Origin of the sequence: Blautia sp. AF19-10LB (assembly GCF_003461245.1) — a bacterium.
Classification (GTDB): domain Bacteria; phylum Bacillota; class Clostridia; order Lachnospirales; family Lachnospiraceae; genus Blautia_A; species Blautia_A intestinihominis.
On the sequence record NZ_QTWS01000007.1, the window covers coordinates 28,541 to 42,372 of the forward strand.

At 47.3% G+C, this 13,832-nt stretch carries 9 protein-coding genes; 4 read left to right on the forward strand and 5 right to left on the reverse strand.

Annotated features, from left to right (window positions below; all coding sequences use genetic code 11):
- Positions 1-74 precede the first annotated feature (74 nt).
- Positions 75-1,196 (reverse strand): glucose-1-phosphate adenylyltransferase subunit GlgD, encoded by a 1,122-nt coding sequence (gene glgD / locus DWX28_RS05990; protein ID WP_118252141.1) that lies wholly within the window; start codon positions 1,194-1,196, stop codon positions 75-77.
- The gene (locus DWX28_RS05995; RefSeq protein WP_118252142.1) at positions 1,193-2,470 is read right to left on the reverse strand and encodes a glucose-1-phosphate adenylyltransferase; all 1,278 of its coding nucleotides are present in this window, start codon (positions 2,468-2,470) and stop codon (positions 1,193-1,195) included. Before DWX28_RS05995 ends, glgD begins: the two co-directional genes overlap by 4 nt.
- Before the next feature lie 297 nt (positions 2,471-2,767).
- Between DWX28_RS05995 and murC the strand changes: the two genes are divergently transcribed.
- The 4 genes from murC (at position 2,768) to DWX28_RS06015 (ending at position 7,812) form a co-directional block, all read left to right on the forward strand.
- Positions 2,768-4,147, forward strand: coding sequence for a UDP-N-acetylmuramate--L-alanine ligase (murC, locus tag DWX28_RS06000; RefSeq protein WP_118252143.1), 1,380 nt, complete (start codon positions 2,768-2,770; stop codon positions 4,145-4,147).
- A 335-nt stretch (positions 4,148-4,482) separates the two neighbouring features.
- Positions 4,483-5,598 (forward strand): DnaD domain protein, encoded by a 1,116-nt coding sequence (locus DWX28_RS06005; protein WP_022214002.1) that lies wholly within the window; start codon positions 4,483-4,485, stop codon positions 5,596-5,598.
- 31 nt (positions 5,599-5,629) lie between these two features.
- Entirely contained in the window at positions 5,630-6,622 is a 993-nt protein-coding gene (locus DWX28_RS06010) for an ATP-binding protein (protein WP_118252144.1), read from the forward strand.
- 2 nt (positions 6,623-6,624) lie between these two features.
- Complete coding sequence (locus DWX28_RS06015; protein ID WP_022214000.1) at positions 6,625-7,812, forward strand: ribose-phosphate pyrophosphokinase; 1,188 nt, start codon at positions 6,625-6,627, stop codon at positions 7,810-7,812.
- Positions 7,813-7,904: 92 nt separating this feature from the next.
- Here the strand turns inward: DWX28_RS06015 and DWX28_RS06020 are convergent, their stop codons facing one another.
- The 3 genes from DWX28_RS06020 to DWX28_RS06030 form a co-directional block, all read right to left on the reverse strand.
- Complete coding sequence (locus DWX28_RS06020) at positions 7,905-9,656, reverse strand: metallophosphoesterase family protein (protein ID WP_022213999.1); 1,752 nt, start codon at positions 9,654-9,656, stop codon at positions 7,905-7,907.
- 14 nt (positions 9,657-9,670) lie between these two features.
- On the reverse strand, positions 9,671-11,062 hold the full coding sequence (gene asnS, locus DWX28_RS06025; protein ID WP_118252145.1) for an asparagine--tRNA ligase: 1,392 nt from the start codon (positions 11,060-11,062) through the stop codon (positions 9,671-9,673).
- A gap of 103 nt (positions 11,063-11,165) precedes the next feature.
- On the reverse strand, positions 11,166-13,625 hold the full coding sequence (locus DWX28_RS06030) for a beta-propeller domain-containing protein (RefSeq protein WP_243002358.1): 2,460 nt from the start codon (positions 13,623-13,625) through the stop codon (positions 11,166-11,168).
- Positions 13,626-13,832: the final 207 nt, after the last annotated feature.

Genomic DNA, 13,832 nt, shown 5'->3' on the forward strand with positions numbered 1-13,832 from the left:
GTTTGCTGCCCCTTTCATTTTTCATACGCACAGTTTGATTCTGTATTTATCTGCCACCATTACCAGCGACCTGATTATAATGCGTACCTTTCATTCTTTTCTACAATGATACGAACCTTGCCGTCCTCACCGGTGTAACAGGAATCTGCCCTAATCGTATCTCGGCTCTCAACGATGCTGTTCTCGATCCGGACATTATCGCCCAGATAAACATCATTGAGGATCACGGAATTCCTGATCACACAGTTGTTGCCTACGTAAACATCCTTGAACAGCACAGAATTCTCAACTGTACCATTGATGATGCATCCGCTTGCAACAAGACTGTTCTTTACGACTGCTCCCGGATTGTACTTCGCCGGTGGAAGGTCGTCGATCCTGGTCTTGATTGCCGGTTCCTGTTTGAAGAAATAGTTCCGGATCTCCGGCTGCAGGAATGCCATATTGGTCCGATAATATGCTTCCGCAGTGGAAATATTGCTCCAGTATGTATCTATCTTATAGCCGTAAATTCGTTTGAGGTTTTTGTAACGGATAAGGATATCATTTACAAAATCATGTCTGCCTTCCTGGGCAGCGCGCTCCAGAAGCTCGATCAGCTGGCGGCGCCTGATGACATAAATACCGGTAGAGATCGTATTGTAATTGGATACGATCGGTTTCTCTTCGAATTCTTCGATCCTGCATTCATCATTCATGCGGACCACGCCAAAACGCTCTACTTCACTCTGGTCCTTACATGTCGTACATACAACAGTGATGTCTGCACGTTTCGAAATATGGAAATCCAGAACCTTGTTGTAATCCATCTTGTAGATGCAGTCGCCGGATGCGATCACAACATACGGCTCATGGCTTTTCTTGAGGAAATCAATGTTCTGGTAAATGGCATCTGCTGTTCCCTGATACCACAGGCTGTTGTCCTTGGTGATCGTAGGGGTAAATACGAAAAGTCCTCCCTGCTTACGGCCGAAGTCCCACCATTTGGAAGAACTTAAGTGTTCGTTGAGGGATCTTGCGTTGTACTGGGTCAGTACGGCAACTTTCTGTACGTGTGAATTTGCCATATTGCTCAGTGCGAAATCTATACTGCGGTAACTTCCGGCTACCGGCATTGCTGCGATTGCTCTCTTGTCCGACAATTCCCGCATACGGCTGTTGTTGCCGCCTGCAAGGATAATCCCGATTGCCTTCATGACTGCTCACCATCCTTTGCTTTGATCACCTGTCCACTCTCAAGAATTCCGTTCGGATAATCCTCCGCTGCAGTAATTCCTGAAATTGCAGTGTTTCTTCCTATCTTAACATTGTCCGGTATGACGCTCTGCTCTCCGATCGTAGCAAGTCCGAACGCATAAACTGCAGGCTTGAGGACGTTCTTCGCCTCTTCTCCGCATCCAATGATAACGTTATCGCCAACGGTGACATCCTCTGCTATGATCGCCTTGTCCAGAACGGAGTTCTCTCCTATTATAGTGTTCCTCATAATGATGGAATCCTTCACAACCGTTCCCTTGCCGATCACGACATTCGGTCCGATGACGGAATGATAGACCTCTCCGTAGATCTCCGTGCCCTCGCCGATCAGACAGCAGTCTGTCACTGCATCCGCTGCGATATACTGAGGCGGGATAATATCTCCCTTGGTATAGATCCGCCAGTATTCTTCATAAAGATTGAACTCCGGAACAATGTCGATCAGTTCCATATTGGCTTCCCAATAAGATCCCAGAGTTCCAACATCCTTCCAGTATCCACTGTATTCGTAGGCAAAAAGTCTCTGCCCCTTGTCCTTACAATAAGGAAGGATATGCTTGCCAAAGTCACAGTTGCTCTGTGCCTTAAGTGCGATCAGAGCCTCCTTCAGCACAGGCCAGCTAAATATGTAAATTCCCATAGAAGCCAGATTGCTGCTCGGCTTCTCCGGTTTCTCCTCGAATTCCTTCACACGTCCTGTCTCGTCAGTCACCATGATGCCGAAACGGCTTGCTTCCTCCATAGGGACAGGCATACATGCAATTGTGATATCCGCTTTGTTTGCCTTGTGGAAATTTAGCATGATCTCATAGTCCATCTTGTAGATGTGGTCGCCGGAAAGAATCAGCACATAATCCGGATTATACTGCTCCATGTAATCGAGATTCTGGAAAATCGCATTTGCTGTTCCGGTGTACCATTCGCTGTTGTCGCTCCTCTCATATGGAGGCAATACGGTCACACCGCCCTCATTCCTGTCCAGATCCCACGGGATTCCGATTCCGATATGTGTATTCAGACGCAATGGCTGATACTGCGTCAAAACGCCCACTGTGTCAATGCCTGAATTAATACAGTTACTCAGCGGAAAATCAATGATACGATATTTTCCCCCAAAGGCGACCGCTGGTTTCGCTACCTTAGCTGTCAATACTCCAAGTCTGCTGCCCTGACCGCCAGCCAGCAGCATGGCGATCATCTCTTTCTTAATCATGCACTCACCTCTTGTTTTGTTTGATTTTTTAATTATACCATACTCATCAAGATTAGTGAACATTATTTACAATTTTTTTGTGCAAACTTTGTGTTTTTTATATTTATTGCACACGTTTTTTGTGTTACAAAAAAACATCACATTACTTTTTATGTGAGTTTTGCACAATTTTTCGACATTTTATTGTATATTTTTTCATCCATCAAACTTAGACTTTTCATTTCCACCCTCAAGGGGTATAATATTAGCGTAACTGTTTCGTATTTTCACAGTTAATAAATTAAGGAGATTATCATTATGTATCAGATAGACTTTCATAAACCGATCGCCATCCATTTCATTGGTATTGGCGGAATCAGCATGAGCGGACTGGCTGAGGTCCTTCTGGAAGAGGGATTCACCATCTCCGGCTCTGACGCGAAGAAAAGCCCGCTGACCACTCTTCTCGAGGAAAAAGGGGCTACCCTCTACTACGGACAGCGTGCTTCCAACATCAAGGACTCTGTTGACGTTGTTGTTTACACAGCAGCCATCCATCCGGACAACCCGGAATTCGCCTGTGCAAAGGAGAAAGGCATCCCGATGCTCACCAGAGCGCAGCTTCTCGGACAGATCATGCGCAATTACGACACCCCGATCGCAGTATCTGGAACTCATGGCAAGACTACCACAACTTCCATGATCTCCCACATTCTGCTCAAAGGTGAATGCGACCCGACCATCAGTGTCGGCGGTATCCTTCCGGCGATCGGCGGAAATATCCGTGTCGGTCAGTCAGAGACTTTCCTCACCGAAGCCTGCGAGTACACCAACAGCTTCCTGAGCTTTTTCCCGAAGATCAGCATCATCCTGAACATGGATGCGGATCATCTGGATTTCTTCAAGGATATCGATGACATCCGTCATTCTTTCCGTAAGTTTGCAGAACTTCTTCCGGCAGACGGTGCACTCATCATCAACGCAGATACTCCGAAATACGAGGAGATCGCGAAGGATCTTCCATGCAAAGTCATCACCTACAGTCTTGAGAAAGAAGCCGACTACACAGCCGACAATATCACATACGATGAATTCGGACATGCCACTTTCCGCGTACTCCATAACGGTGAGCCGATCGGAACCTGCACTCTCCGCGTTCCGGGAATCCACAATGTTTCCAATGCGCTGGCATCCATCGCCTGCGGACAGCTTCTGGAACTTTCCAACGAAGTGATCTTTGAGGGACTTAAGGACTTCACAGGAACAGACCGCCGTTTCCAGTACAAGGGACAAATCGGCGGCGTTACGATCATCGATGATTATGCACATCATCCGACAGAGATCGAGGCAACTCTCCATGCAGCAAAGAATTATCCACACAAAAAGATCTGGTGTGTTTTCCAGCCGCATACTTATACACGTACCAAGGCTCTGCTTCCGGAATTTGCCAAGGCTCTTTCCCTGGCAGATCATGTCGTTCTTGCTGATATTTATGCAGCCAGAGAGACTGATAACCTCGGAATTTCCTCCGCAAACCTGCAGGAACTGATCTCTGAGATCGGTACTCCGTGCGAATATTTCCCGACTTTCGACGAAATCGAGAACTTTTTGCTTGAAAATTGTACACAGGGTGACCTGTTGATAACTATGGGGGCCGGAGACGTTGTAAATATTGGAGAACAGCTCCTCGGCAAGTAAGTTATCCACATTATCCACATGCTTATACACATTTTGGACGGTGTATAGCATGTGGATTTTTATTACCCTGGAGTGTTTACATAAGTGTATGTGGAAACCTGCAAAAATGCGCTGATTTGCACGTTTTATCGACATTTATCATGGTTGCAGATAATTTTATCCCGATTTCACTTTCCACATTATCCACATTATCCACATTTTAGTGTGGAAATCTTTTACCGAAAAATACCCTATTCTCTTTTGAAAAAGGTTGTGCTATAATCCAATTGTTCCAGACTGCCGCTGTTTCGGCGGCATTTAACCGGAATTTTTTCTTGGAAAGTGAGCGATATTTCATGGCAATGATCACCTTACAAAACTCCTCCATGACGGAGGTCACGATCTTATCGAACACATTTATCGACAATTATATGCCGGAGGCAAACGGGGAATTCGTCAAAGTGTATATCTATCTTTTGCGTTCACTCTCCAATGCTCCGGTTTCTTTCAGTCTGGAGCAGATGGCAGACCGTCTGCTGTGCACAGAGAGGGACATCCTCCGTGCGCTGAAATACTGGGCAAAGCAGGAGCTCCTTGTCCTTGATTTCACAGACAGTGATAAACTCTGCGGGATTGCACTGCTCTCTCCGGATAAACATACGGAGAATGCGTCTTCTGTCTCTGCTTCTGTGGAGACCGTTTCCACCGTAGAACAGCCGGCCATTCAGGCTGCATCAGCTCCTTCCGCCGCTGTGGAACCTTCTGTTCCCACTGGCAAAGCTTCTTCTGACAAGAAGCAGGAACTGACCCCTGAGCGTATCCGCGAGCTGAAGCAGAATGAGGAGATCATCCAGATCCTTTATATCGCAGAGCAGTACCTCGGCAAGACGCTCTCCCCTACGGAGAGCCAGAAGCTGCTCTTCTTTTATGACGGGCTTGGCTTAAGCGCGGATCTGATCGAGTATCTTCTTGAATACTGCGTCAGCCACAATCACAAGAGCATCCGTTACATTGAGAAGGTTGCCATTGCCTGGGCTGAGGAAGGCATCACTACTGTCGAGCAGGCGAAGCGTTCCAATTCACGTTATAATAAGGAATATTTTACGATTCTCAAGGCGCTGGGGATCACGAACCGTAACCCGGTTGAGACAGAGATCACGCTTATGGATACCTGGCTCAAGACGTATTGTTTTTCCATGGAGATCATCCAGGAGGCATGTAACCGTACCGTTCTCCAGACCGGACAGGCAAGTTTCCAGTACACGGACAAGATCCTCGAGGGCTGGAAGAAGAAAGAAGTCAAAACTCTCGACGACATCCGTTCTCTGGATGATGAGCACCAGAAACGCCGCCAGAGCAAGAAGGCTGCCTCCAGGAAACCGGCCGCACCTGCTTCCAATAACCGTTTTAACAATTTCGAACAGAGAGAATATGATTTCAGCGAATATGAGAAGCATCTGCTGAATCAGTAAGCTTTCTGGTTTTACACATAAGGAGGAAAGCGTGGCTTTACAGAATTTTCAATATGATACCATCATGAGAGAATATAGCCGCCGTCAGTCAGAGGTCCAGCGTGCCCTCGAGGAGCGGCGCAAAGAAGCGTATACACGAGTTCCCAGACTCCTGGAAATCGACCAGGAAGTCGCGTCTTTGAGTGCCCGTAAGGCCCGTGCATTGCTTCTCGGACAGCCGGCTTCCATCGAGGAACTGCGCGAGGAGGTTGCTGCGCTTGCCAATGAGCGGATCTCTCTTCTCAAGGCAAACGGGTTTCCTGCGGATTACCTGAAACCGCATTATTTCTGCCGTGAATGTCAGGATACAGGATATACTAACGGCCACCGCAAATGCGCCTGTTTCAAAAAAGCAGAGATCGAGCTTCTTTATACACAGTCAAATCTTACAGAGATTCTCAAAAAAGAAAATTTTGAGCACTTTTCTTTTGACTGGTATTCTGATACAATAAAAAATGAAGCAACAGGATTAACTGCCCGCCAGACAGCACAGCGGGCTTACGATACCGCCTGGAACTTTGTGCAGGATTTTGACTCCCGCTTCCAGAATCTGTTTTTCTATGGCAGCACCGGTGTAGGCAAGACTTTTCTTTCCCACTGTATCGCCAATGCACTTCTGGAGAGTTCTCACTGTGTTTTGTATTTTTCTGCGTTTGATCTGTTTGACAGCATGGCTCAGACAGCTTTTTCCAGAAAATCCGAAACCGACCCCGGCGAAAATTTTATCCTGGACTGTGATCTACTGATCATTGATGATCTGGGTACGGAGCTGACCAACAGCTTTGTGTCCTCGCAGTTATTTTTGTGCATCAACGAGCGTATTGCCCGGCGTAAATCCACGGTCATTTCAACGAATCTGACGCTTGAGGATTTCTCAGCCACGTATTCCGAGAGAACTTTTTCCCGGATCGCGAGCAACTATCAGATGTTGAAACTGATCGGCAAAGACATCCGAATACAGAAAATATTTTTAGGAGGAAAATAAAGATGGCACAGTTAAACAACAAGGAACTGACTACACTTCCAGTAGGAAGACTGGGACTCATCCCTCTGGAAAGCTGTCGTCCCCTTGGCGAAAAGGTCAATGAATGGCTTGTTAAATGGAGAAACGAAAGAGACCACGCAGAAATGCAGTCCTTCGCATTTGAAGGATATCAGCGCGATTCTTACATTGTCGATGTCAAAACTCCTCGTTTTGGCTCCGGTGAAGGTAAGGGTGAGGTCAATGAATCTGTTCGTGGTGATGATATCTATCTTATGGTAGATGTAACCAACTACAGCCTGACTTACCGTATCAGCGGATTCACCAACCTGATGTCTCCGGACGACCATTTTCAGGATCTGAAACGTGTGATTGCAGCGATCGGCGGCAAAGCACGCCGTGTCAATGTCATCATGCCGTACCTTTATGAGAGCCGCCAGAGCAAACGTACTGGCCGTGAATCTCTGGACTGTGCATCTGCACTCCAGGAACTGACCGGAATGGGCGTAGAGAACATCATCACTTTTGACGCACATGATGCGCGTGTACAGAATGCTACTCCGCTTCATGGTTTTGAGACCATCCAGCCGGCTTATCAGTTCATTAAGGCTCTTCTTAAGAACGAAGAGGGACTTCATATCGACAATGACCATTTCATGATCATCAGCCCGGATGAAGGAAGTATGAGAAGAGCGATCTACCTTGCCAACGTCCTCGGTGTTGACATGGGTATGTACTACCGCAGACTGGACTACACCCGCAAGGTAAACGGCCGTCATCCGATCGCAGCTTACGAGTTTCTTGGACCGAAGCTCGAGGGCAAGGACGTTATCCTGATCGACGATATGATCTCCTCCGGATACAGTATCCTTGAGATCGCATCTCTCCTCAAGAAACGTGGTGCAGGCAGGATCTATATCTGCACAACCTTCGGCTTCTTTACAGACGGACTTGAGAAGTTTGACGATGCTGCAAGAAACGGAATCTTTGATAAGCTTCTGACCACCAACCTGATCTATCAGACTCCGGAACTTCTTGCGAAGCCATACTACATCAGCTGTGATATGAGTAAGTATATCGCCCTGATCATCGACACTCTGAACCATGATATGTCTGTCAGCCACCTGCTGAACCCGGCAGACAGGATCAAGCGCTGCGTGTCCAATTATATGGCTCAGTATGACGAGAAATAATATCTGATTACATTTTTTCTTCCATAATAAATACCCCGCGGGGAGGATGTTTCTTGCATCTTCTCTGCGGGGTATTTGAATTTATAAGTATATTAGTTCTGATCTCCTGCAAGCTTCTGGATCGTGGACATTGCCAGATTAAGGGAATCGATCTCTATCTCCTCTGCGATCGGAAGGTATGTATAGTCTTCGACTTCCTGGTACTCTTCCATCAGGTTTGACAGGCTGATCTCCTTTTCTTTGATTGCTTCATCGAGATCATCTTTGCCGGACTGTAAGCGGTCCTGACGCGCAAGGAAACGCTTCTTGACTCTCCGACGCTTCTCAAGCTCACGGATGGTTTTCATATTGAAAAAGCCTTCCAGCAGCACGAGGCAGATTCCGGCTGCGGCTGCTACCAGTGCCAGCATCGTTTCTTTGAAATGTACGCCAAGAATGAGTGCACCTGCCAGAAACAGAATCAATGTTACACAGATTCCGGCTGCCTGTATCTGATTTCTGCGTTCCAGCTGTTGAATACGTTCTTCCGAAAATCCCTCTCCGTGACCTCCATCCAGTCTGCGTAAAGAATCCTCCTGCGCGCGCATTTCAATTCTCTCTTCCTCCAGTTCATGAAGTTCCCTGTTCATATGGTCAATAGAGGTACGGATCTTCTGTTTCTCAGCAAGATTCTCTTTCTTCCGGCGTTCTACCTGCACCTGATAACCCTTGCGGGACATCTTGAGCATCTGTAAAATGCGTCCGAGATCCTTCTGTTCTGCGTCCTGCATAACACGCCCGTTTACAAGCACAGAAGCATTCAAAAGGGACTGCAGGCCGTGATAAAGTGCCTTGTCCTCTACGACAGGTCTGCTGCCGCTATCTGCAAACTGTTCGATATAGTCCCCGATCAGGGTTCCCTTATATTGTTCGTGCAGTTTCTCAAGATCATATGCCGGACGGGACTCGTCCAGAACTTCCACGATATTTCCCATTGTTTTGAGGCGTTCTGCGAGAAGAAGGCTTCCCGGGGAGCGGGTTCCCTGTATGATGATACGGTAGATATTTTTTCCGCCACGCTTCATGATCTCGTTACGCAGCATTTCCTCCAACGTATGCTGTGTAGAACCTTCTTTGACTGTCAGAAGAAGATTCTGGTAAGAACGGCTGGCAAACGGTACGAAGTGCGTCCTTACTTTACCTTCACCGTAGGTTCCTTCTATATATCCATGCTCTCCCAGGTCATTCCTGTCGATCGGCTCCAGCGCACCGGAATACAGCATCCAGTCCTTGAACGGTGCCTGCTGCTGGTGCTTATGTCCAAGTGCAATATAATCAAATCCACCGTCTGCCAGTTTACGGAAATCCATCGGGATATGCTCAGTATCTCCACCATGCGCCATCAGAACGTGAAATCCTCTTTTATCGGATTTCTTCCAGCCATCATAAAGTGCTTCGTGAATCTCCTTATGTTCGTAACTCAGACCATATACATAGACGTTTTTCTCCGGAATCTCAATACAGGTATGGCTCTCTCCGTCAAAAAATGATACATTCTGATTCCATTTGAATGTCCGGTAGAAAGAATCCTTCCTCATATAATCGCTGTCTCCGGCCATAAGAAAGACTCTGGTCTGACTGATCGTGCCAAAAAGGTCATTTATCTCTCTCAGTTCGCTTAGAAGAGGCTGTCGATGAAAGAGATCTCCGGCTATAAACAGCAAATCCACCGGGCTCTTGCGTATTGTCGCAATCACCCGGCGGAAAGTTTCCCAGATTTCTTCTTCCCGCTCGCGACTCCACGGGCAGCCTCGATCCGGCACTGCCCCCAGGTGTACATCTGCAAGATGAATAAATCTTATCATTTAATTACTACTCCTTATAAATCACAGTTATTTACAGTTCTCGGGAACGGGATCACGTCACGGATGTTGCCCATTCCTGTCAGATACATTACACAGCGTTCGAATCCAAGTCCGTATCCGGAATGACGGGTAGAACCGTATTTACGGAGATCCATGTAGAACTGATAATCCTCGGCTTTGAGTCCGAGTTCATCCATACGGGATTTCAGTTTCTCGTAGTCGTCCTCTCTCTCGCTTCCTCCGATGATCTCTCCGATTCCAGGAACAAGGCAGTCCATAGCTGCAACGGTCTTGCCGTCGTCATTCAGTTTCATGTAGAATGCTTTGATCTCCTTCGGATAATCTGTAACGAATACAGGTTTCTTAAAGATCTGCTCTGTCAGATAGCGCTCATGCTCTGTCTGAAGGTCGCATCCCCAGAATACTTTGTAGTCGAATTTGTCGTTGTTTTTCTCAAGAAGCTCAATTGCTTCTGTGTAGGTTACATGACCGAATTCGGAATTTACTACGTGGTTCAGACGATCCAGAAGTCCCTTGTCGATGAAGGAATTGAAGAAGTTCATTTCTTCCGGAGCGTTCTCAAGTACATAACGGATCACGTATTTGAGCATTGCTTCTGCGAGATCCATGTTGTCGTTGAGGTCTGCAAATGCACACTCTGGCTCGATCATCCAGAACTCAGCAGCATGACGTGTGGTGTTGGAGTTCTCTGCACGGAAGGTCGGTCCGAAGGTGTAGATGTTGCGGAATGCCTGTGCATAAGTCTCGCCGTTGAGCTGTCCGCTTACAGTGAGGTTTGTCTCCTTGCCAAAGAAGTCCTTGCTGTAGTCTACAGTTCCGTCCTCGTTCAGCGGCGGGTTCTTCATATCCAGTGTGGTTACCTGGAACATCTCTCCTGCACCCTCACAGTCGCTTCCTGTGATCAGTGGTGTATGAACGTAAACAAATCCTCTCTCCTGGAAGAATTTGTGGATCGCATAAGCGCACAGGGAACGTACACGGAATACTGCCTGGAAAGTGTTTGTTCTCGGTCTTAAGTGTGTCATGGTTCTTAAGTATTCAAGAGTATGGCGTTTCTTCTGAAGCGGGTAGTCCGGTGCGGATGCGCCTTCTACCTGTACTTCCTCTGCCTGGATCTCAAACGGCTGCTTTGCTTCCGGTGTCGGAACGAGGGTTCCTTTGACGATGATGGCAGCACCTACGTTTAATTTGCTGATCTCAGCAAAATTCTCCATGGTGTCGTGATATACGATCTGAAGTGTCTCGAAATAGGTTCCGTCATGAAGGACGATGAATCCAAATGCTTTGGAACCACGGACGCTGCGGACCCAGCCTCCTACTGTCACTTCCTGGTTCATATATTGTTCTCTGTTTTTGTAAATTTCTCTTACAGTTGTAAGCTTCATAATCTGTTTCCTCTCTGTCTTTCATTTCTCATCCAATTGATTTCTAGTATAGACTATTCGTCTGATTCCTGCAAGGAGTAAATATGAGAGATTACGGGATTTCTTATGATTCCCAGAGAAGAGTATCTGTAAGTTTATATCCGTCTGTCATATCGTAAGAACTGATGCCGTTTTCTGTAACAAGATAAAACGTATCTGAAATATAAATGCCTCTCATGGTGCGGTATTCCGTATTGGTGAGTGCATCGTCAAACAGACCGCTCTGTGTGATGTTCAGGTATGCTCCCGGAACAAAACCGTCTTCTTCGCTGTAGGAAAGAAGTCCGTAGTAATACTGTTCTTCTGTGTGGTAGTAGTCTCCTGTGCCGCTGTTCTTATACAGTCCGTAGGCAAAACCGAAGAGGTTTTTGTCCGGGGATGCCAGGATCGCGCGGTAATTGGAAAGCGCATCGCAGATGGATACATTCTTGAGAACAATGCGGTCAATCTCTTTGACATCGGAAGGATCTGTGATGTCGAACATAGAGCATTTCAGCCCTTCGATGCTGCCTGTGTCGGGATCTGTCTCCCAGCCGATACCGAGCAGCTTGTTTTCTCCGTAGAAATGGAGGTATTCGGAGAAGCCGGTGATCTTGAGTTCGCCGATGATCTTCGGTTTCGTCGGGTCAGAAAGATCTGCTGAAAACAGCGGGTCTGTGTTTCTGTAGGTGACAAAGTATCCGGTATCTCCCATGAAACGGGCAGACTTGATCTCTTCGTTATCGGCAAGGTTCTCGATCTTGCCAATGGTTTTCATGTCTGCATCAAGGATATAAAGTCCGTTGGTTCTGGTATATTCGCTGTAATCTTTGTTCCAGCCTGCGGTTGTTGTAACCAGGCGGAGGTTTCCGTTATATTCATCCATGGAAAAACTATTGTTGAGTTCTCCGGATACGGAACCGGTGCTTCCTTCTGTAAAAAAGCCATCCTCATAACCGATGCGGACGATCTCCGTGCGCGGTTTCGTGTCGGATGCGGTCCAGTCGGAAACAGCAGAATAGATGTTGGATTCGCTTACGTAAAAAGTCTCTGCGCCGCTGACAACTGCCATGCTGTCTGTGACCTGATCCGGGTTCTCATCGGAGACGGAGGATGCTACCAGATAGTTTTTGCCGTCATAGGTGTAGTCTGTTGTTTCTTCGGCTGCCGGCAGGTAGATGTGGTCGTATGCGATGTACTCGTCATCAATCCTCGGAATATATTTTACTTTTGCATCGACCCCGTCTGTGGTGTCCGGGGAGTAGGAAGTAAAGAGATAAAGATTCCCTCCATTTCTTCTGGAAGAAAGGTATGTGCCGTCCTGCTGGCAGGTTCCTGTCTGTTTCGGATTCTCACGGTCGGAAATGTCATAGGTGTCGATGGAGACCGTTGTCACCGGGACGCTGTAGCTGGCGCGGACGGTGTTGGTGTCGGTGTTATCTGTTTCGCTGTCTTTATCGGTGTTCTTATTAGCTTTACTGTCGCTGTTATTCTGTGCGTTGGTTTCCTGGTCGCCGCTGTCAGATGAAGAAAGGTTGATATCTCCTTTATAAGTAATATATGTCTCCTGCTGGCGGATCACCTGGAGGCTGTCGCCGTTTAAATACATTTCCATATAATCGGCATTACGGTCGCCGGAGATCTCGCTGACCAGTTTCATGGAAACGGCATCTACGATACGGATATCACCCCTGCTGTTCATCGCATAGATGTAGGTCCCGTCTGTCTTGACAATGTCTGCCTCGTCAACGTTTTCTTCCTGTGTATTGGTTGTTGAATGGTCGGTGGATTCCTGCGATTCATCATAGGTAAAACCGGAGTCAATATCAGACGGATACATTGCCGCGGAGGAGTCTTCCGTGGCAACAGCATCTGCGGTGCTTTCGCTTACCATATCTGTCTCTGCATCAGATGAATACAATTCAATTCCTCGTGCACCGTCTGCTGCGTTCCAGTTGTTGCTGTCGCTCTGCCATTTGTGCAGGATCTCATATAAAGATTCATAGCTCTCAGCATGTGCGAGACCTGTGATTGGAGGTGTGGCGATTTTTTCCTTACCATCAGCCTTGCTGTCCTGCTGCCCGGTGCCTGATATATCTGTTTCATCTGTTGTTTCTGTTACATTTGATGTATCCGATTTCAGGGCTGCCTCATCTGCCTGTAATTCTTCCCCCTGCTCTGCGCTTTCCTGACTCTCATCTGCGCTCGCAGTTTCTTCCTGCGCAGCCTGCTTCTTCGCTTCCTCGATCTGTTTCTTCGTCTCCGGATCTTTCATGAGCCGCGGTGCCACGCCAAACGCCGCCGCTCCCAGCACAACGACCGCTGCCGCCGCTATCATATACTTTTTATTGATAACCGGCATCTTACGTTCCGGCTGCTCCTCCTGCACCGGCTCCCTGCGGATCGAACTTTTCCACTCCGGGATCTCCTCCTCACTAGAGTTATCCACCGGCGGTGTCGCCTGCGTACGCTGGTCTGTGGATTTTTTCTCAAACTTTGGCTGTTTCTGCTTCTTATCTTCTGGTTTGTTCAGATCATCTTTCATAAAGTCACCTCTCCTCATGATTTCTGTTACTGCTTCGCCCTGTTTCCGTTATTATAAGTTTACCCTGTGCCATTTATTTATATTAGCGCTATTGTACCATATCATTCCCGCTTATCTGTAAAATTTTTTTGTTAAAAGAATATAAACAAAAGGGGCCTCAGCCTGTCACAGCCGAAGTCCCTCTCGTGGAAACTGTTATACTAGTGT

What these genes read in the sequence shown, in the direction of transcription:
- glgD (WP_118252141.1), bottom strand. Translation starts at nt 1,196, where the DNA reads ATGAAGGCAATCGGGATTATCCTTGCAGGCGGCAACAACAGCCGTATG.
- DWX28_RS05995 (WP_118252142.1), bottom strand. Translation starts at nt 2,470, where the DNA reads ATGATTAAGAAAGAGATGATCGCCATGCTGCTGGCTGGCGGTCAGGGC.
- murC (WP_118252143.1), top strand. Translation starts at nt 2,768, where the DNA reads ATGTATCAGATAGACTTTCATAAACCGATCGCCATCCATTTCATTGGT.
- DWX28_RS06005 (WP_022214002.1), top strand. Translation starts at nt 4,483, where the DNA reads ATGGCAATGATCACCTTACAAAACTCCTCCATGACGGAGGTCACGATC.
- DWX28_RS06015 (WP_022214000.1), top strand. Translation starts at nt 6,625, where the DNA reads ATGGCACAGTTAAACAACAAGGAACTGACTACACTTCCAGTAGGAAGA.
- DWX28_RS06020 (WP_022213999.1), bottom strand. Translation starts at nt 9,656, where the DNA reads ATGATAAGATTTATTCATCTTGCAGATGTACACCTGGGGGCAGTGCCG.
- asnS (WP_118252145.1), bottom strand. Translation starts at nt 11,062, where the DNA reads ATGAAGCTTACAACTGTAAGAGAAATTTACAAAAACAGAGAACAATAT.
- DWX28_RS06030 (WP_243002358.1), bottom strand. Translation starts at nt 13,625, where the DNA reads ATGAAAGATGATCTGAACAAACCAGAAGATAAGAAGCAGAAACAGCCA.